Source organism: Arthrobacter sp. K41, assembly GCF_059089645.1.
Map to the genome: position 1 here is coordinate 484,583 of NZ_JBNHEW010000001.1, position 18,069 is coordinate 502,651.

Annotated in this window: 17 protein-coding genes; 1 reads left to right on the forward strand and 16 read right to left on the reverse strand. The window is 65.8% G+C overall.

The features are described from left to right. Nucleotides 1–6: 6 nt before the first annotated feature. The 7 genes from pyrF to pyrR are packed head-to-tail and all read right to left on the reverse strand — an operon-like array spanning nt 7 to nt 8,965. On the reverse strand, nt 7–879 hold the full coding sequence (gene pyrF / locus AC5RTE_RS02255) for an orotidine-5'-phosphate decarboxylase (RefSeq protein WP_494039777.1): 873 nt from the start codon (nt 877–879) through the stop codon (nt 7–9). Then, a complete protein-coding gene (carB, locus tag AC5RTE_RS02260) occupies nt 872–4,201 on the reverse strand; it encodes a carbamoyl-phosphate synthase large subunit (RefSeq protein WP_494039778.1) in 3,330 nt (1,109 codons plus the stop codon). Before carB ends, pyrF begins: the two co-directional genes overlap by 8 nt. Beyond that, nucleotides 4,201–5,520, reverse strand: a complete 1,320-nt coding sequence (carA, locus tag AC5RTE_RS02265; protein WP_494039779.1) for a glutamine-hydrolyzing carbamoyl-phosphate synthase small subunit — start codon at nt 5,518–5,520, stop codon at nt 4,201–4,203. The genes carB and carA overlap by 1 nt, the downstream gene beginning before the upstream one ends. Continuing rightward, the gene (locus AC5RTE_RS02270; protein WP_494039780.1) at nt 5,501–6,022 is read right to left on the reverse strand and encodes a PH-like domain-containing protein; all 522 of its coding nucleotides are present in this window, start codon (nt 6,020–6,022) and stop codon (nt 5,501–5,503) included. The genes carA and AC5RTE_RS02270 overlap by 20 nt, the downstream gene beginning before the upstream one ends. Further along, the gene (locus AC5RTE_RS02275) at nt 6,022–7,356 is read right to left on the reverse strand and encodes a dihydroorotase (RefSeq protein ID WP_494039781.1); all 1,335 of its coding nucleotides are present in this window, start codon (nt 7,354–7,356) and stop codon (nt 6,022–6,024) included. Before AC5RTE_RS02275 ends, AC5RTE_RS02270 begins: the two co-directional genes overlap by 1 nt. Beyond that, a complete protein-coding gene (locus AC5RTE_RS02280) occupies nt 7,356–8,381 on the reverse strand; it encodes an aspartate carbamoyltransferase catalytic subunit (RefSeq protein WP_494039782.1) in 1,026 nt (341 codons plus the stop codon). Before AC5RTE_RS02280 ends, AC5RTE_RS02275 begins: the two co-directional genes overlap by 1 nt. Next, complete coding sequence (gene pyrR / locus AC5RTE_RS02285; protein ID WP_494039783.1) at nt 8,378–8,965, reverse strand: bifunctional pyr operon transcriptional regulator/uracil phosphoribosyltransferase PyrR; 588 nt, start codon at nt 8,963–8,965, stop codon at nt 8,378–8,380. Before pyrR ends, AC5RTE_RS02280 begins: the two co-directional genes overlap by 4 nt. A gap of 179 nt (nt 8,966–9,144) precedes the next feature. On the opposite strand from pyrR, the gene AC5RTE_RS02290 reads away from it, so the two are divergent. Beyond that, nucleotides 9,145–10,425 carry a PrsW family intramembrane metalloprotease gene (locus tag AC5RTE_RS02290; protein ID WP_494039784.1) on the forward strand — a complete coding sequence of 427 codons (1,281 nt, stop codon included), beginning with the start codon at nt 9,145–9,147 and terminating at the stop codon, nt 10,423–10,425. 56 nt (nt 10,426–10,481) lie between these two features. Here AC5RTE_RS02290 and nusB read toward each other — a convergent pair whose 3' ends face one another. The 9 genes from nusB to ruvX form a co-directional block, all read right to left on the reverse strand. Continuing rightward, entirely contained in the window at nt 10,482–10,892 is a 411-nt protein-coding gene (gene nusB / locus AC5RTE_RS02295) for a transcription antitermination factor NusB (RefSeq protein ID WP_494039785.1), read from the reverse strand. Further along, nucleotides 10,892–11,455: an elongation factor P gene (gene efp / locus AC5RTE_RS02300; protein WP_494039786.1), complete on the reverse strand. Its 564-nt coding sequence runs from the start codon at nt 11,453–11,455 to the stop codon at nt 10,892–10,894. The genes nusB and efp overlap by 1 nt, the downstream gene beginning before the upstream one ends. A gap of 173 nt (nt 11,456–11,628) precedes the next feature. After that, nucleotides 11,629–12,147, reverse strand: a complete 519-nt coding sequence (locus AC5RTE_RS02305) for a tetratricopeptide repeat protein (protein ID WP_494039787.1) — start codon at nt 12,145–12,147, stop codon at nt 11,629–11,631. Further along, nucleotides 12,147–13,238: a 3-dehydroquinate synthase gene (gene aroB, locus AC5RTE_RS02310; protein WP_494039788.1), complete on the reverse strand. Its 1,092-nt coding sequence runs from the start codon at nt 13,236–13,238 to the stop codon at nt 12,147–12,149. The genes AC5RTE_RS02305 and aroB overlap by 1 nt, the downstream gene beginning before the upstream one ends. Beyond that, the gene (locus AC5RTE_RS02315; RefSeq protein ID WP_494040137.1) at nt 13,235–13,771 is read right to left on the reverse strand and encodes a shikimate kinase; all 537 of its coding nucleotides are present in this window, start codon (nt 13,769–13,771) and stop codon (nt 13,235–13,237) included. The genes aroB and AC5RTE_RS02315 overlap by 4 nt, the downstream gene beginning before the upstream one ends. 27 nt (nt 13,772–13,798) lie before the next feature. After that, the gene (gene aroC, locus AC5RTE_RS02320) at nt 13,799–14,998 is read right to left on the reverse strand and encodes a chorismate synthase (RefSeq protein ID WP_494039789.1); all 1,200 of its coding nucleotides are present in this window, start codon (nt 14,996–14,998) and stop codon (nt 13,799–13,801) included. Between the two features lie 26 nt (nt 14,999–15,024). After that, nucleotides 15,025–15,885 (reverse strand): shikimate dehydrogenase, encoded by an 861-nt coding sequence (locus AC5RTE_RS02325; RefSeq protein WP_494039790.1) that lies wholly within the window; start codon nt 15,883–15,885, stop codon nt 15,025–15,027. Beyond that, entirely contained in the window at nt 15,882–17,474 is a 1,593-nt protein-coding gene (gene mltG, locus AC5RTE_RS02330; protein ID WP_494039791.1) for an endolytic transglycosylase MltG, read from the reverse strand. Before mltG ends, AC5RTE_RS02325 begins: the two co-directional genes overlap by 4 nt. Further along, nucleotides 17,471–18,064 carry a Holliday junction resolvase RuvX gene (gene ruvX, locus AC5RTE_RS02335; RefSeq protein ID WP_494039792.1) on the reverse strand — a complete coding sequence of 198 codons (594 nt, stop codon included), beginning with the start codon at nt 18,062–18,064 and terminating at the stop codon, nt 17,471–17,473. The genes mltG and ruvX overlap by 4 nt, the downstream gene beginning before the upstream one ends. Nucleotides 18,065–18,069 lie beyond the last annotated feature (5 nt).

An 18,069-nucleotide genomic window follows, 5' to 3' on the forward strand; every position in this document is an offset into this window, starting at 1 on the left:
GCAGAGCTATTCGCCCAGCAACCCGTCAAGCGTCCGCTGGGCCGCCTCCCGCAGCGCCCGCGGCTGCGGGCCCGCAGAAAGAATGTCCCTGCTCGACGTTCCCAGCACTTGGGGATAGGAACTGCCAAAAGTGGCGCGAAGATGGGCCGGCGTAGCGCCCTGCGCTCCCAGGCCCGGTGCCAGGATGGGCCCGCGCATGGCTGCAAGGTCCACGTCGAGGTCAGCGAGGGCGGAGCCGACGGTTGCCCCAACCACGAGCCCTACCGAACCAAGCCCACCCGGGTAACGGCGGTTTTCGCCCCCGGCTGCCAGGGCGATCCTGCGTGCCACTGAGTCAGCTCCCCCGACGTGCTGGACTGACGCGCCCTCCGGGTTGGACGTCAGGGCGAGGACAAAAACACCACGTCCCGTCGCGGCCGCCAGATCGAGGGCCGGACGCAGCGACTCGAAGCCAAGGTAGGGGCTCAACGTCACCGAGTCAGCGGCCAGCGGCGAACCGTCCCGGAGCCACGCATCGGCATAGGCCGCCATGGTGGATCCGATGTCCCCGCGTTTTGCGTCGGCGATGGTAAGCACCGTTTCGTCCCGGGAAACAGCGAGGAGTTCCTCGAGGACACCCAGACCGGCTGACCCGTGGCGCTCGTACAGGGCCACCTGCGGCTTCACCGCGGCAGCGAGGGAACCGACGGCGTCGAGGACTGTCAGGGAAAAGGCGCGAAGGCCCTCGACGTCGTCGTTAAGCCCCCAGTCGGCCAGCAGGGCCGGGTGGGGATCAATACCCACGCACAGCGGACCGCGGGCGGCCATTGCGGCGCCAAGCCGGGAACCGAAGGACTCCCGGCTTGGCGCTTCAGCGGATGCTGCGGCCTGCTCAGGCATTCTGCAGGGCCGCCTTCTGCGACGCTGCCTTTTGGGATTCTCCCAGGGCCGCGGCGTGCTCCTGCAGGCTGGTGACGGACCATTCGTAGGTGCGCATCGCCTCAATGGCCTGTACGGCGGCGTTGAATTCGGCCACCGTGGTGATGCAGGGGATGCCGATGGACGTCGCGGCGGCGCGGAGTTCGTAGCCGTCGCTGCGGGCTTCACCGCCGGAGGGGGTGTTGAAGACCATGTCGATCTCACCGGCGATCACGAGGTCGGCGATGGTGCCTTCGCCTTCGGCGCTGCTGCCCTCTGCCACCTTGCGGACCGGAGTGGCCTGGATGCCGTTGCGGCGGAGCACGTCAGCGGTCCCGCCGGTGGAGACGATCTCGAAACCGAGGTCTGAGAGGCGCTTGACGCCCATGATTACCGAACGCTTGTCGCGGTTGGCCACGGATACGAAGATCTTGCCTTCGGTGGGCAGCGCGTTGTTGGCCGCTGCCTGGCTCTTGGCGAACGCCGTATCGAAGTGCTTGTCGATGCCCATGACTTCGCCGGTGGAGCGCATTTCGGGTCCGAGCAGGGAGTCCACCACTTTGCCTTCCAGGGTGCGGAAGCGGCTGAACGGCAGGACTGCCTCCTTGACGGACACCGGGGCATCCAGGGGCAGGGTGGAGCCGTCGCCGGCCTCGGGCAGCATCTTGTAGGCGCTGCGCAGCTGGCCGATGGTGACGCCGGTGCCGATCAGGGCAGCCGCCTTCGCCATCTGCACGCCGGTGGCCTTGGACACGAACGGCACGGTCCGGGACGCCCGCGGGTTGGCTTCGAGGACGTACAGCACGTCCGAGGCCAGGGCGAACTGGATGTTGATGAGGCCGCGGACACCCACGCCTTCGGCGATGGCACGGGTAGCCGTGCGCACACGCTCCAGGACGTTGGCGCCCAGCGTGATGGGCGGCAGGACGCAGGCGGAGTCGCCGGAGTGGATGCCGGCTTCCTCGATGTGCTCCATGATGCCGCCCAGGTACATGTCCGTGCCGTCAAAGAGGGCGTCGACGTCGATTTCGACGGCGTCCTCGAGGAAGCGGTCGATCAGCACCGGATGGTCCGGGGTGATCTCGGTGGCGTTGGCGATGTAGCGGGACAGGTTGGGCTCGTCGTAAACGATCTCCATGCCGCGGCCGCCCAGGACGTAGGACGGGCGGACCAGGACAGGGTAGCCGATTTCGTCCGCGATCTTCTTGGCGTCCTCGAAGGACACGGCCGTGCCGTTCTTCGGGGAAATCAGGCCGGCCTTGTCCAGGACCCGGGAGAACGCGCCGCGGTGCTCCGCAAGGTCAATGGCCTCCGGGGAGGTGCCGAGGATGGGAACCCCCGCGTCCGCCAGCTGCTGGGCCAGCTTGAGGGGGGTCTGCCCGCCGAGCTGGACGAAGACGCCCATGACGCCGCCTGTGCGTTCCTCGGCCGCGATGACCTCAAGCACGTCTTCGAGCGTCAGCGGTTCGAAGTACAGGCGGGTGGAGATGTCGTAGTCAGTGGAAACGGTCTCCGGGTTGCAGTTGACCATCACCGTTTCGTAGCCGGCCTTGCGCAGCGCCATGGAGGCGTGGACGCAGGAGTAGTCGAACTCGATGCCCTGGCCGATGCGGTTGGGGCCCGAGCCGAGGATCAGGATGGACGGCTTGGAGTGCAGCGCCACCTCGTCCTCCTGGTCATAGGCCGAGTAATGGTAGGGCGTGTACGCGGCGAATTCGGCGGCGCAGGTGTCAACGGTTTTGTAGACGGGACGGATGCCCAGCGCCTGGCGGACACCGCGGACCACCGCTTCGGAGTTGTGCGTCAGGGCACCGATCTGCTCGTCGGAGAAGCCGTGGCGCTTGGCGCGCTGCAGCATGTCTGCGGTGAGTGCGCCGGCCTGGCGGATCTCCCGGGAGATCTCGTTGAGCAGCTGGAGCTGGTCCAGGAACCAGGGATCGATCTTGGTGGCCTCGAAGAGGTCCTCAACGGTGGCGCCGCCCAGCAGGGCGCGCTGGACCTGGTGCAGCCGTTCCGTGGTCGGGCGCTTCGCCTTTTCGATGAGCTCAGCAACTTCCCATTCCGGGACAGAGCTGAAGTCCAGCTGGGAGCCCTTCTGCTCCAGTGACCGTAGCGCCTTCTGGAGGGCCTCGGTGAAGTTGCGGCCCATGGCCATGGCCTCGCCCACCGACTTCATGGTGGTGGTCAGGGTGTTGTCCGCTGCCGGGAACTTCTCGAACGCGAAGCGCGGGACCTTCACCACAACGTAGTCGAGTGTCGGTTCGAAGGACGCGGGCGTCTTCTGGGTGATGTCGTTGGGGATTTCATCGAGCGTGTAGCCCAGGGAAAGCTTGGTGGCGATCTTGGCGATGGCGAAGCCGGTGGCCTTGGAAGCCAGTGCCGAGGAGCGGGACACGCGGGGGTTCATTTCGATGACCACTACGCGGCCGGTGGCGGGATCAATGGCGAACTGGATGTTGCAGCCGCCGGTGTCCACGCCCACTTCACGGATGACGGCGATGGAAATGTCGCGCAGCCGCTGGTATTCGCGGTCAGTGAGGGTCAGGGCGGGCGCCACGGTGATGGAGTCGCCGGTGTGGACGCCTACGGGGTCGAAGTTCTCGATGGAGCAGACGACCACGACGTTGTCGTTTTTGTCGCGCATCATCTCGAGCTCGTATTCCTTCCAGCCGAGGATGCTCTCTTCGAGCAGCACCTCGGACGTGGGGCTGTACTGCAGGCCCTGGCCCACAATGCGGCGAAGGTCGTCCTCGGTGTAGGCCAGGCCCGAGCCCAGCCCGCCCATGGTGAAGGAGGGCCGGACCACCATGGGGTAGCCCAGGTCGTCGGCGGCCTTCAGGGCCTCGTCCATGCTGTGGATGATGTGGCTGCGTGCGGACTCGGCGCCGCAGCGCTCCACCACGCCCTTGAACTTCTCGCGGTCCTCGCCGAGTTCGATGGCCGCGATGTTGGCGCCGATGAGCTCCACGTTGTACTTCTCGAGCACGCCGTTCTTGTCCAGGGCAATGGCGGTGTTCAGTGCCGTCTGTCCGCCCAAGGTGGGCAGCACGGCGTCCGGGCGCTCCTTGGCGATGATCTTCTCCACCACCTCAGGGGTGATGGGCTCGATGTAGGTGGCGTCGGCGAACTCGGGGTCCGTCATGATGGTGGCCGGGTTGGAGTTGACCAGGATGACCCGCAGGCCCTCCTCCTTGAGGACGCGCAGCGCCTGCGTGCCGGAGTAGTCGAACTCGGCGGCCTGGCCGATGACGATCGGGCCCGAACCAATGACGAGGACGCTTTTGAGATCTGTACGTTTCGGCATTACTTCTTGTCCTCAGTCTTGTTGTCGTTTTTGTGTTCAGCGCTGTTGTTGTCCGCTTGCGCGGGATGGGCAGAGTCCACCGGGTCCTTGGACAGGTTGGCGGTCCTGCCGTCCCGGGTGCCCTCCATCAGGTCAATGAAGCGGTCGAACAGGTAGGCGGCGTCGTGCGGGCCGGCTGCTGCTTCGGGGTGGTACTGGACGGAGAAAGCGGGGATGTCCAGGCACGCGAGGCCTTCCACGACGTCGTCGTTCAGGCTGACGTGGCTGACCTCGACGCGGCCGTACCGTTCCTCCGGGGCCTGGGTGGCGCCGTCCAGTGGAGCATCAACAGCGAAGCCGTGGTTCTGGGAGGTGATTTCCACCTTGCCGGTGCGGCGGTCCATCACGGGCTGGTTGATGCCGCGGTGGCCGTAGCGGAGCTTGTACGTGCCGAACCCCAGCGCCCGGCCCAGGATCTGGTTGCCGAAGCAGATGCCGAAGTAGGGCAGCTTTTCGTCCAGGACGGAGCGGAGGAGGTTGACCTGGGCATCTGCCGTGGCGGGATCGCCGGGGCCGTTGGACATAAAGAAGCCGTCCGGGTTGACGGCCTTGACGTCTTCCAGGGTGGCGGTGGCGGGGAGCACGTGGACGCGGACGCCGCGTTCGGCGAACCGCACCGGGGTCATGGCCTTGATGCCGAGATCGACGGCGGCAATGCTGAAGCGGGCATCGCCTTCCCAGCCGTGGTCCTTCGGGTCCACCACGTACGCCTGGTCAACGCTGACTTCCTCAGCCAGCCGTGCGCCCTCCATCGGGGCGCTGGCAAGCACGGCGTCCACCAGCTCTTTATCAGTGGCCTGCGCGGCTTCGCCGGAGAAGATGCCGGCGCGCATGGTCTTGTGTTCGCGCAGGTGGCGGGTGATGGCGCGGGTGTCCACGCCCTGAATGCCCACGATGCCCTGTTCCACCAGCTCCTCGTCCAGCGAACGCTCTGAACGCCAGTTGGAAGGGCGGCGGGCCGCGTCACGCACGATGTACCCGGCCACCCAGATGCGGCGTGACTCGGCGTCGTCATTGTTCACACCGGTGTTTCCGATGTGGGGGGCCGTCTGGACCACGAGCTGGCGGGCGTAGGACGGGTCGGTGATGGTTTCCTGGTAGCCGGTCATGCCCGTGGCGAAGACTGCCTCGCCCAGGGCGGTTCCGGTGGCGCCGTAGCTGCGCCCGCGGAAGATGCGGCCGTCTTCGAGCACCAGCGCCGCTGGAGCTGATTCAGGAACGGAAACTGGGGCGGATACTGTTGCGTTTGTTGTCACTGTCTTACTTTCCACTAGTGGCATCAGCCGCGGGGGCCGAAGAAATCAATTCCTGAAGTGCTGCGAAAGACACGTCCCTGTCTCCGGCGAGGCGGGTCCGGAAGCCGGTGTCCAGCTCGTGGCTGCCGTGGGTCCATGACAGGACCAGGAGCCCGTCCTTCTCCACGAACTTGCCGGCCATGCCGCTGTCGAGCCGTACGCTGGTGAGGGACGCGGCGGGAATGTACAGCGCCGGCGCTCCTGCCCGGTCTAAGAGGACGCCGTGCGGGTAGACCGCCAGGGTTGCATTCGTCCGGATGCCCAGCCCATGCACTGCGATGCGGTCCAGCCAGTCGCCGCCGGTGGTGGACGCGACGTACTGCCCCTCGGCGCTGGTGAGCGCCTCCCCCGGTGCCTCGGGCACCGACGGCAACTGTTCGACGTCGGCCTGGCGCTTCAGGCGGTTCCGCCAGCCCAGCCCGATGAGGACGAAGGCGATGGCGATCAGGGCCAGCGTGATGGCCAGCGAGAGCAGCTGGGTGTCCATCAGGCGGCGCCCACGGAAGCGGCGTGCGGGTAGGGGGTGTTGAGGGCGCCGTCGAGGACGGTGGGGTGTCCCTTGAAGAAGGTGGCGACCACCTTGCCGGGAAGTTCCATGCCCTTGAACGGGGAGTTCCGGCCCATGGTGGCCATCTTCGAAGGCTCAACCGTCCAGCGCGCCGCCGGGTCCACCAGGATGATGTTGGCAGGTTCCCCAGCTTCAAGCGGCCGGCCCTGGTCTTCAAGGCGGCCGATCTTTGCGGCTGCGGCAGAGGTCACCCGGGCGAAATCGGCCCATGTGATCAGGCCGGTCTCGATCATGGTGTGCTGCACTACGGACAGGGCCGTTTCCAGCCCGGTCATGCCCATGGCTGCCTGCGCCCACTCGCATTCCTTGTGCTCGCTGGGGTGCGGGGCGTGGTCGGTGCCGACGACGTCGATGGTGCCGTCCGCGAGGCCTGCCCGCAGGGCCTGGACGTCGGCGTCGGTACGCAGTGGCGGGTTGACCTTGTAGACGGGGTCGTAGCTGCGGACCAGGTCATCGGTCAGCAGCAGGTGGTGCGGGGTGACCTCGGCCGTGACGTTGATGCCGCGTTCCTTGGCCCAGCGGATGATTTCCACCGAACCGGCGGTGGAGACGTGGCACACGTGCAGCCGCGAGCCGACGTGCTGTGCCAGCAGCACGTCCCGGGCGATGATGCTTTCCTCGGCCACTGCGGGCCACCCGGCCAGTCCCAGCACGGCTGACACTTCGCCCTCGTTCATTTGGGCGCCGGCGGTGAGCCGCGGCTCCTGCGCGTGCTGGGCAACCACGCCGTCGAACGCCTTGACGTATTCCAGCGCCCTGCGCATGAGGACAGGATCATGGACGCAGATGCCGTCATCGGAGAACATGCGGACCCTGGCGCGGGAGTCAGCCATGGCGCCGAGCTCGGCGAGCTGCCCGCCGGCCAGCCCCACGGTAACGGCGCCCACGGGGCGCACATCAACCCAGCCGGCCTTCAGGCCCAGGCTGTAGACCTGTTCCACCACGCCGGCGGTGTCCGCAACGGGAGTGCTGTTGGCCATGGCATGGACGGCGGTGTAGCCGCCCAGCGCAGCAGCCCGGGTTCCGGTCTCGACGGTTTCGGCGTCCTCGCGGCCTGGCTCGCGGAGGTGGGTGTGGACGTCAACCATGCCCGGCAGTGCCACCAGGCCGGCTGCCTCGATGACGTCTGCGCCGTCAACTGACATACCCGTTCCGGTTTCAGCAATAACGCCGTCGCGGATCAGCAGGTCTGCCGGCGCGCCGCCAAGGATCGAGGCTCCGCGGATCAGATAGGTTCCGGTGTTGCCTGCCATCAGTTGCTCTCCTTGGTGGAATGGGTGCCGGTATAGGCCAGGGCGGGGGTAGCGGCTGGTTCGCGGGTATCCCCCGACAGCAGCAGGTAAAGGGCTGCCATGCGCACGGAGACACCGTTGCGGACCTGGGCCAGGACCGTGGAGCGCGGTGAATCGGCAGCTGCAGCCGAAATTTCCAGGCCCCGGTTCATGGGGCCGGGATGCATGATGATGGTGTCCTTCATCCCCAGTGCGTCCAGCGCCCGCAGCCGATTGTCGTCGAAGCCCCACCGGCGGGAGTATTCACGGGTGCTGGGGAAGAAGGAAGCGTTCATGCGTTCGCCCTGCACGCGGAGCATCATCACTGCGTCGACGCCCTGCCCGATGGTTTCGTCCATGTTGTAGCTGACCTTGCAGGGCCATTTTTCGACGCCGATGGGCAGCAGGGTGGGCGGCGCCACCAGGGTGACGTCGGCGCCGAGCGTGCGCAGGAGCCAGACGTTGGAGCGGGCCACGCGGGAGTGCAGGACATCACCGGCAATGGCCACGCGCATGCCCTTCAGGTCTGCGCCCTCGGAGCCGGTTCCGGACAGGCGCGCCCAGTGGCGCCGCATGGTGAAGGCATCGAGCAGCGCCTGCGTGGGGTGTTCGTGGGTGCCGTCGCCGGCATTGATGACGGCGGCGTCGATCCAGTCCGTCGCGGCCAGCCGGTGCGGTGCGCCGGAGGCCCAGTGCCGGATCACGACGGCGTCCGCACCCATCGCGGACAGTGTCTGGGCTGTGTCCTTGAGGGACTCCCCCTTGGAGACCGAGGAGCCTTTGGCGGCGAAGTTGATGACGTCTGCCGAGAGGCGCTTGGCGGCGGCTTCGAAGGAAATTCGGGTGCGGGTGGAGTCTTCGAAAAAGAGGTTGACTACGGTACGCCCGCGCAGGGCAGGGAGCTTCTTGACTTCACGGTCCCCTACGGCAGCCATTTCCTCCGCGGTGTCGAGGATGCGGACGGCATTGGCGAGACTGAGGTTTTCGGTGGAGAGCAGGTGCTTCACGAGCGGCCCTCGATCACTACTTCGTTGACCGGAGAGCCGCCCGGGGCGGTGTCGGTTTCCTCGAGCCGGACCCTGACTTTTTCCGCGGATGAGGTGGGGAGGTTTTTGCCCACATGGTCTGCGCGGATGGGCAGCTCGCGGTGGCCGCGGTCTATCAGCACTGCCAGCCGGACGATGCGGGGCCGGCCCAGGTCAACCAGGGCGTCGAGCGCGGCGCGGATGGTGCGGCCCGAGTACAGGACGTCATCAATGAGGACGACCACCTTGTTGTCGATGCCCGTTCGCGGCAGCTTCGTAGGATACGGCGGGCGCGTGCCCTGGTGGGAGAGGTCGTCGCGGAACATGGTGACGTCCAGTTGCCCGACGATGGCCGCGGCGTCCACGCCTGGGTCAGCGGCGGCAATTTTTTCGGCAAGCCTGGCAGCCAGCGGGTAACCGCGGCGGGGAATGCCAAGAAGAACGAGGTCCTGGGAACCCTTGTTGGCCTCGAGAATTTCATGGGCGATACGAGTGAGGGCCCGGTCTATGTCCGCCTGGCTGAGAACTACCCTGGCTGGAACCGGTGCGCTGGTGACAGAAGTCAACGCTCGTCTCCCCTTTCCCCGCCTCACAGGACGGAATTAAAAAAGGATCTTGTGCGTTCCAAAATTACCACAGGCGCATGGCCGGGCCCGCGCCGGCCGGACGCGTTGATGGTCACACTGCAGCGGACTTGTGCCGGGAATCCTTGGACACGTGGCGCGGGCCACCTAGGCTTTCGGTTATGTCGATGCATCCCCGCTACCCTGCGTCCGGGCCGCCCGAACATCCGTACCGTGGAGCGGGCGGCCCGCTCCCCCGCGACGCCAACCCGAGCTGGATGGGTCATGTGCAGCCGGAGAATTACCGGCCTGCTCCGGGGCATCAGGGCCGCGCCCTGGATACGGTGGTGCCGCCGCAGGTCCAGGGAACGGTGGTTCGGGCCGGCCGGACACGCAGCGGCGGGCTGGTGGGACTCACCGTCGGCGGCAGCGCCCTGGCCTTCCTCAGCCTGTTCCTGGTGGTGCCGTTCCTGCTCTCGAACACGGGCCCGGCCGGGTTCCTGGTGGGATTCCTGGCCTCGCTCATTCCCCTGTCCGTCGTCCTTCTGGCTGTGTATGTCATTGATAAGTGGGAACCCGAGCCGAAGCGGCTGCTGTACTTCGCTTTTACCTGGGGCGCGGCGGTATCCATTGCCGTCACACTGCTGATCCAGCCGTTTTTTGTGCTGGGGTTCCAGTTATCCGACGGCTCGGACCTGCAGACCTACATGGCCACGGTGCAGGCGCCCATTGTGGAGGAGTTTGCCAAGTCCCTGGGGCTGCTGCTTCTGCTCCTGCTGGCCAGGAAGCACTTCGACGGGCCGGTGGACGGGGTGGTCTTTGCGTTCACCATCGCGGGAGGCTTCGCGTTCACGGAGAACATCCTGTATTTCGGCAGGGCCATTGCGGAATCAGCAGACCCGGCCAGCGATTTCGCCCAGGTATTTTTCCTTCGCGGCGTGATGTCCCCCTTTGCCCATGCGATCTTCACGGGCACCACCGGACTCATCATGGGCTACGCCGCCCGGCGCTGGCACGCGGGCGCTTCGGTGGCTGCCTTCTTCGTGGGACTGGTGCCGGCCATGATCCTGCACAACCGCTGGAACAGCATGGGCCAGGGCTTCCTGGTGGATTACATCCTGATCCAGGTTCCCATTTTCTTCCTTGCCATAGCCGGCATCATCCTCCTGCGCGTCGCGGAGAAACGGCTGACCCGCCAGCGCCTGCTCGAATACTCCGCCGCCGGCTGGTTCACCCCCGCGGAGGTGGAGCTCCTGGCCACGCTGGGCGGGCGAAGAACTGCCCTTACCTGGGCGGGCAGCTACGGCAGGAAGCGGCAGATGAAAGAGTTCCTGAAGGCGGCGACCCAGCTGGCCAACACCCGCCAGCGCATCCTCAGCGGCCGCGACGTGCAGCTGCACCAGGCTGAGGAGCGCCGGCAGCTGCAGCGGGTCCTGGCCCTGCGGGCCGCCGTCGCCGGCTGATTAAACGCTGGAAGGGCCGGCCCCCACGGGGGCCAGCCCTCCAGTGATTCTGCAAGCTAAGCGAGCAGAGAAGGCTTCAGCTGCTGCAGGCGGCCCAGGAGGCCGTTGATGAACTGCGGTGACTCATCGGTGGACAGCGTCTTGGCCAGCGCCACAGCCTCGCTCACAGCCACACCGTCGGGGACGTCGTCGTTGTAGAGGAGCTCCCACGTGCCAATGCGCAGGATGATGCGGTCCACTGACGGCATCCGCTCGAGGGTCCAGCCCTGTGAGTACGTTTCGAGGAACTCGTCGATAGCGGCCTGCTGGGACACCACGCCCTCCACAATCTCCAGGGTGTAGGGGTTGACGATCTGGTCGGTCTTCTCACGGCGTGCCCGGAGCACGTCAAAGGCCGAAACCGAGCGCTGCTCGGCTTCGAAAAGAACATCCAGGGCCCTGTTGCGGGCTTTACCGCGTGCGCTCACTAGTCGGTGACCCGGCCGAGGTAGCTGCCGTCACGGGTGTCCACCTTGACCTTGGTGTTGTTCTCGATAAACAGCGGAACCTGAATCTCGTAGCCGGTCTCCAGGGTGGCGGGCTTGGTGCCGGCAGAGGAGCGGTCACCCTGCAGGCCCGGCTCGGTGTAGGTGATCTCGAGGACGACGCTCGGCGGCAGCTCGATGTACAGCGGGTTGCCCTCGTGAATGGCGATGTTGACCATCTGGTTCTCGAGCATGAAGTTGGTGGCGTCCCCCACCGTTGCCCCGGAAACCGTGATCTGGTCGTAGTCCGAGGTGTCCATGAACACGAAGTCGGCGCCGTCCTGGTACAGGTACTGGTAGTCACGGCGGTCAACGGTGGCGGTTTCGATCTTGAGCCCGGCGTTGAACGTCTTGTCCACGACCTTTCCGGACATCACGTTGCGCATCTTCGTACGCACAAAGGCGCCGCCCTTGCCCGGCTTGACGTGCTGGAATTCGATGATGTTCCAGAGCTGGCCCTCGAGCTTCAGGACCGTTCCGTTCTTGATGTCGTTAGTGGTTGCCACTGGTTTCCTCTGGTTTCTATGTCTGGTCGCGTTGTCAGACGTTGTATGCCGGGCGGGCATGCCTCTCGGCGTGCCGGCGCGTTTTTGTCAAAAATCGGGGCGTCGAAAAAAATCCAAGAACCATTCTACCGGGTTAAACGGCGGCCCTTTCCGGGATAAGCCCGGGGAAGCGGTCAGCAGGCCAGGTCCAGGACGTCCCGGGCCCGCTGCAGCGCCACCGTGGAGGAGTAGATCAGGGCGGCGTCCGCTGATTCCGCAACACGCAGGTCCAGGGCGCGGGCGAACGACTCGACCGCCGCCGAGGTCTGCCCCGCGGTGTACTGGGTCTTGCCGAGGAACTGCAGTACCAGCGCCTCCCGCGGCGTCCCCTGCACCTCGGCAAGCAGCTGACGGAACAGCTCCACGGCGCGGTCGAGCCGGTTTGAAACCCGGAGCACCTCGGCTTCGAAAGCCCGCAGCTTGAAGGACTCGGGATCCTTGAACCGCGCTTCGGCCAGCAGTTCCGCCGCCTCTGCGGAATGCCCTTCCACCAGCAGGACATAAATATGGTCGGCCGGATCGGCAGACACCGCCAGGGCCTCACGGCACGCGTCATGGTTCACGATCTGGGGCAGCAGCGTTTCCGGATTGATGCGGATTCCCGGGAAGCCAGCCTCCGGCCACTCTGCCGTACCTTCCATGTGGCCGTGCATCAGGAAGCAATCTCCTGGTACGCGGCGAACAGCAGTGACGTGTCCGGCACATCGAGGATCCCCGGTTTGGCAACGCCGTCCAGAACAACAAAACGCAGCAGGTCGCCGCGGGACTTCTTGTCCCGGCGCATTCCGTCCAGCAGGCCCTGCCACCGGTCCCGGCGGTAAGTGACGGGCAGTCCCAGTCCGTCGAGGATGGTGCGGTGCCGGTCGGCGTCGGCGTCACTGAGCCGCCCGACGCTGCGGGCCAGTTCGGCGGCGAACATCATGCCCACGGACACAGCGGCGCCGTGACGCCAGGAGTAGCGTTCCACCAGCTCTATGGCGTGCCCCAGCGTGTGCCCGTAGTTCAGGATTTCCCGCAGCCCCGATTCCTTGAGGTCTTCCGAGACAACTTTGGCTTTGACCGCGATAGCACGCTCAATGAGTTCCCGGAGGACGGCTGACTGCGGGTCCACCACCGCTTCGGGTTCCTTTTCGATGAGGTCCAGGATCGCAGGGTCCGCGATGAAGCCGCACTTGATGACCTCTGCCATTCCAGAGATGATCTCGTTTTTCGGCAGGGTATTCAGCGTGTCCAGGTCCGCCAGCACAGCTGCCGGCGGGTGGAAGGCGCCCACGAGGTTCTTGCCTTCGGCGGTGTTGATGCCGGTCTTTCCACCCACCGAGGCGTCCACCATGCCGAGCAGGCTGGTGGGCATGTGGATGACCTTGATGCCGCGCAGCCAGGTGGCGGCGACGAAGCCGGCGAGGTCCGTGACGGCGCCTCCCCCCACGGCCACGATCGCGTCGGACCGGGTAAAATCGTTCTGCCCCAGGACCTGCCAGCAGAAGGCCGCCACTTGGATGTGCTTGCCTTCTTCGGCGTCCGGGATTTCCGCCGTGAGTGAGGTGAAACCCGCTGCCGCCAGTTCGTCGCGGACGGTGTCCCCGGTGAGGCGCAGGGCACGGGGGTGAATGACGAGGACCCGGCGGACACGCTCACCGAGCAGGCCGGGAAGGTCACCCAGCAATCCGCGTCCCACCACGACGTCGTAGTTGTTGCCGGCGGATTCGCCGGTCACTTTGATGACTGTTGATTCGACGCTCACTTTTCAACTTCCTGTTTGGCAGCTGCGTAGTCGCGCAGTGCTGCTTCCAGCCGGCGTCCCAGCTCGGAAACCGAGCCGTGGCGCACGTCCAGGGTTATGTCAGCCAGCCGTTCGTAGACGGGCCTGCGGGTGGCAAACACGGCCGTCCAACGGCCAACCGCATCCCCCGCCAGCAGCGGCCTGCCCGAATTGCGGGCTATGCGTCCGGCAACTGTGCTGGCGTCGCATTCCAGGTACACCACCGTGCACCTGCGGAGCAGCTGTTGCGTTCCGGAGTCAAGGACGGCACCTCCACCCAGGGAGATGACTGTGGCCGTGCCTTCCGCTGCTTCGACGGCGTGGGCCACTGTCCTGGCCTCGATCTCGCGGAACGTGTGCTCCCCGCGTCCCGCGAAGATGTCGGAGATGGATCCGTGGGCCGCCACGATGACGGCGTCGGTGTCCACGAACGGAGCACCGAGCTGATCGGCCAGTTGCCGCCCGATAGCGGATTTACCGACGGCCATGGGCCCGATGAGCACCACCGGGCCCATGGGGGCGGTTTTGTTGCTGGAGGGCACTTACTGGCCGATCGAGTCCAGGGACGCCGGGATGCTGTCCAGGTAGCCCTTGATGTTCCGAGCGGTCTCCGTCACCGAATCGCCGCCGAACTTTTCGGTGACCGCCTCGGCCAGGACCAGCGCCACCATGGCTTCCGCAACCACGCCGGCGGCCGGGACGGCACAAACGTCGGACCGCTGGTGGTGCGCCTTGGCGGCTTCACCGGTGCTGATGTCAATGGTCTTGAGGGCCCGCGGCACGGTGGCGATGGGCTTCATGGCGGCCCGTACGCGCAGCACGTCGCCAATGCTCATGCCGCCCTCGATGCCGCCGGCACGGTTGCTGGTGCGGATAATGCGTCCGTCTGCATCGCGCACGATTTCGTCGTGGGCAGCAGAACCGCGGCGCGCGGCAGTGAGGAAGCCGTCACCAACCTCCACGCCCTTGATGGCCTGGATGCCCATGAGGGCTGCAGCGAGCCGGGAGTCGAGCCGGCGGTCCCAGTGCACGTAGCTTCCAAGTCCCGGCGGAAGCCCGTAGGCGAGGACTTCAATCACGCCGCCCAGGGTTTCGCCTTCCTTATGCGCGGCATCAACCTCGGCCACCATCGCATCGGACGTTTCCCGGTCAAAGCAGCGCAGCGGATCGGAGTCCAGGGCCAGCACGTCGGCGGGAACCGGCAGGGGCCGTCCTTCGGGCACCGTGACGGTCGCGATGGAGACGGTGTGGCTGATGAGTTCAATGCCCAGGTGCTTCAGGAACTGCGCAGCGACGGTACCCATTGCTACGCGCGTGGCAGTCTCCCGGGCGCTGGCGCGCTCGAGGACGGGGCGGGCTTCATCAAAGCCATACTTCTGCATTCCGGTGAAGTCGGCATGCCCGGGGCGGGGGCGGGTCAGCGGCGCGTTGCGGGCCTGGTCGGCAAGGAGTCCGGCGTCGACGGGATCGGCGGACATGATCTGTTCCCACTTGGGCCATTCGGTGTTGCCTACCTGGATGGCCACGGGGCCGCCCTGGGTACGCCCGTGCCGGACTCCGCCAAGGATGGTCACAACGTCCTGTTCGAACTTCATGCGCGCGCCGCGTCCGTAGCCAAGGCGGCGGCGGGCCAGTGAATCAGCGATGTGCCCACTGGTGATTTCCACACCGGCGGGGACGCCTTCAATAATTCCCATCAGAGCCGGACCATGGGATTCACCGGCAGTCAACCAACGCAACATATTTTCCATCCTGCCACGTATGGCGGTCACAGCGCCCGTCGGGGAAGGCCGACTGAGTCGCACATCACATCTATGACAGAGGAGTTAACTTCCTCGTCGAGCCGGCTGAACAGGCGCACCTGTTCCACCGCCTGGTACAGCAACATTTCAAGGCCGGGCACCACCGCACCGCCGCCGGCCGCCCACACAGCTGCAACGCGGCTGGGCCAGGGGTCGTAGGCGACGTCCAGCAATATGCCCGGCGTCGGCATCTTCAGTGCCGCGATCTCTGCCGCCAGCCCGTCCGCAGCGCGCGGCGGCAGGGTTGAGATAACGACGTCGGCGGCGGCTGTTGTTCCTGCCGCCTCCGCCAGGGGACGGGCCTCCAGTGCGAGGCCGAGGCTTTCTGCTGCGGCGCGGACTTCTGCTGTGCGTAACGGATCACGTACAAAAAGCCTCGCGGAGCCGGCTCCAAGTTCCCTAAGGGCTGCAACAGCGGCGGCCGCAGTCCCTCCCCCGCCGAGGATAACGGGGGACTCCGGTGTCTTGCCGCCCGCGTGCCGGATGGCGTTGACGATGCCGGTGACGTCCGTATTGAACCCGACGGCCCGGGAACCGGTCCCGTGTTCCTCAAAGGCCACGGTGTTCACTACTCCCAGGGTCCGGGCAACGCCGCGGACTTCGTCCACCTCACCGACCATGGCCGCCTTCAAGGGCATGGTGACCGAGAGGCCGCGCCAGCCTGGCTGGTCCCGGAGCTGCCGCATCAGCGAGGGCAGCAGTTGTTCAGTGACGTCGATTGCCGTGTAGCTGATGCCGATGCCGAGCTTGCTGTACGCCGCGTGATGCAGCGCCGGAGACTTTGAGTGGCTGATGGGGTGGCCCAGGACGGCTGCCCGCAGGCTCATGTGCAGCGGCCGACGTTCGCCGTGCACCAGGCGTTGTACTGCTCAACGTAGGTGTTGTGTTCAGCGAGCGTCCGGGAGAACTTCGTTTCCTTCGTGTCCAGGTTGATGGTCACCCAGTACAGGAAATCGTTGGACTTGGGCTTGGCGGCAGCGTCAATGGCTGTTTTACCCGGAGAACCGATCGGCCCGGGGGGAAGGCCCGGATTCGCGTAAGTGTTGTACGGGTTGGACTTGTCCTGGCGCTGCTCGTCCGTGAAGTTGTAGCTCTTGGTTCCCAGGCCGTAGGTGACGGCTGAGTCCACCTGCAGGAAGCCGTTGGTTTGATCGTTGGGCTTGAGCCTGTTGTAGATGGCCCCGGCCACGTCGCCGTACTCGGCCTGGCCGCCCTCGGCCTGGACGATGCTGGCGACAATAACTGCCTCATACTGCTTGGCGGGATCGTTGATGCCCTGGGACTTCAGTTCATCCACGGTGACCTTGACCAGCGATTGGAGGATGTCCTTTGCCGGCGTGCCAAGCGGATAACGGTGCTCGCCCGGGGCGAGATACCCTTCCAGGTTTTTGGCTGTTGCGGGAAGGCCAAACTGGGCCGGCTGGTTGCTGAGGGCCTGGAGATCCTGGATGGAGATCCCGGAACCTTCAGAAATCGCCTGCAGCGACTCGCCGATACGGAGGCCGGCACTGAGGGCGAAGTAAATTACCTTCTCCTGGTCCTTGCCGAGCAGGACATTGACGGCGTCGGTGTTCTTCATTTCCGTTTTGAACGTGTAGTCACCTGGAGCCAGGACACCGCCCGATGCATTGAACGCCTGGAGGAAGGTGTCGGAATTGGCGACGACGCGCTCACCTTCCAGCTTGCTGGCAACAGAACGCGTGCCTTCACCGTTCTCGACCGTCACCAGGACCTGGCCTGAACCCGGGCCAGGGAAGTCATTGGGTTTGCCGCTGCCAAGCAGCGGCTTCAGGAACTGCGCACCGACGGCGACCGCCGTGACGAAAACGGCAAGAGTGAGGAACAGCGCCAGCAATCTCCGGCGGCGGCGGACCTTCTTGGACGGTTTGGCCACTACGGGCGCTGCCGCAGCGGGCAGGAACTCGTGGTGCCCTGCGTGGTGCGCATCATCGTAGTGCCCCTGGTCATAGCGTCCTTCGTGATGGAGGGCATCGTCGTGGTGCACGCCCTCCTGGTAGTAGTGTCCCTCGGCATAGTGGGCGTCGTCGTCGTAATGCCCCTCCGCTGAGTCCCTGTGCCCGGCGAGGACAGGCTCCGGATAGGAAATGGAATCGTCGTCGTGAGGGGCGTCGTCGAGTTGGACGTTTTGGATGGACGGCGGCGCCTCCGGGGCGGCCGGGAGCGGCTGATCCCCCGGAGCCGGGGCGCCCGCAGGAAGCCGTGGTGCGGCGGCGGCCGGCGGTCCGGATGGCAGCGCCGGAACGTCCTGCCCCGTCTCGTAGGCTTGTTCGGGCACGGCGGCCTGGAGTCCGGTGTCAGAGGTCTTTTCCAGCGCCCGGAGTTCCTTGCGGGTCAGCGGCCTCGCTCCCCCGGCGTCCAAGGGGCCGGAAGCGTCGTCAATATTGGCAGGACTCACTGTTGCCTTCCATCATTTGAAGATTGGTCCGTGTCCGGGGTGGCGCAGACAGAATCATCCACTTCGCTGACCCCCGGGTCCCCGAAAGGGGAGGGCGCCGCCACGCGTCGGCCGACGTCCGCTCCCCTGGCTTTTTGCATGTCGAGGGCGTGCTGAAGGATACCTGCCGCCGCGACCTGATCAACTACTTTACGGTGGTTCCGGCTGCTCATGCCAGCTTCATGCAGGTTCCGGTGGGCTGTAACGCTGCTCAGGCGCTCATCCACCAGGTTCACCGGCACGGACAAAGCCCGTGACCCAAGCTCTGCAGCCAGGAGCTCCGCGTACTCCGTGGCCATTTTCGCGGACGCGTGCTCTTCACCCTTCATGGTCCGGGGCAGGCCAACGATGACCTGTACCGCGCCAAGTTCCTCAACCAGGTTGGCGATGACCCGCACGTCCGAGTTTTTCCTGGCGTTGCGGTCCAGCGTCTTGTACGGCGTGGCCAGGATCGAATCGCGGTCGCAGATGGCCACGCCTACCCGGACGGTACCGACGTCGACCCCCAGTTTAATGCCCTGGGGGGCGCCGGCTGCGGAAGGATTGGTCATGGGTG

Bases quoted from the DNA above. Each gene is read 5' to 3' on its own strand.
- pyrF (WP_494039777.1), bottom strand. From the start codon at position 879: ATGCCTGAGCAGGCCGCAGCATCCGCTGAAGCGCCAAGCCGGGAGTCC.
- AC5RTE_RS02270 (WP_494039780.1), bottom strand. From the start codon at position 6,022: ATGGACACCCAGCTGCTCTCGCTGGCCATCACGCTGGCCCTGATCGCC.
- carA (WP_494039779.1), bottom strand. From the start codon at position 5,520: ATGCCACTAGTGGAAAGTAAGACAGTGACAACAAACGCAACAGTATCC.
- aroC (WP_494039789.1), bottom strand. From the start codon at position 14,998: ATGTTGCGTTGGTTGACTGCCGGTGAATCCCATGGTCCGGCTCTGATG.
- AC5RTE_RS02290 (WP_494039784.1), top strand. From the start codon at position 9,145: ATGTCGATGCATCCCCGCTACCCTGCGTCCGGGCCGCCCGAACATCCG.
- AC5RTE_RS02315 (WP_494040137.1), bottom strand. From the start codon at position 13,771: ATGGGCCCGGTGGTGCTCATCGGGCCCATGGCCGTCGGTAAATCCGCT.
- carB (WP_494039778.1), bottom strand. From the start codon at position 4,201: ATGCCGAAACGTACAGATCTCAAAAGCGTCCTCGTCATTGGTTCGGGC.
- AC5RTE_RS02275 (WP_494039781.1), bottom strand. From the start codon at position 7,356: ATGGCAGGCAACACCGGAACCTATCTGATCCGCGGAGCCTCGATCCTT.
- AC5RTE_RS02325 (WP_494039790.1), bottom strand. From the start codon at position 15,885: ATGAGCCTGCGGGCAGCCGTCCTGGGCCACCCCATCAGCCACTCAAAG.
- AC5RTE_RS02305 (WP_494039787.1), bottom strand. From the start codon at position 12,147: ATGCACGGCCACATGGAAGGTACGGCAGAGTGGCCGGAGGCTGGCTTC.
- ruvX (WP_494039792.1), bottom strand. From the start codon at position 18,064: ATGACCAATCCTTCCGCAGCCGGCGCCCCCCAGGGCATTAAACTGGGG.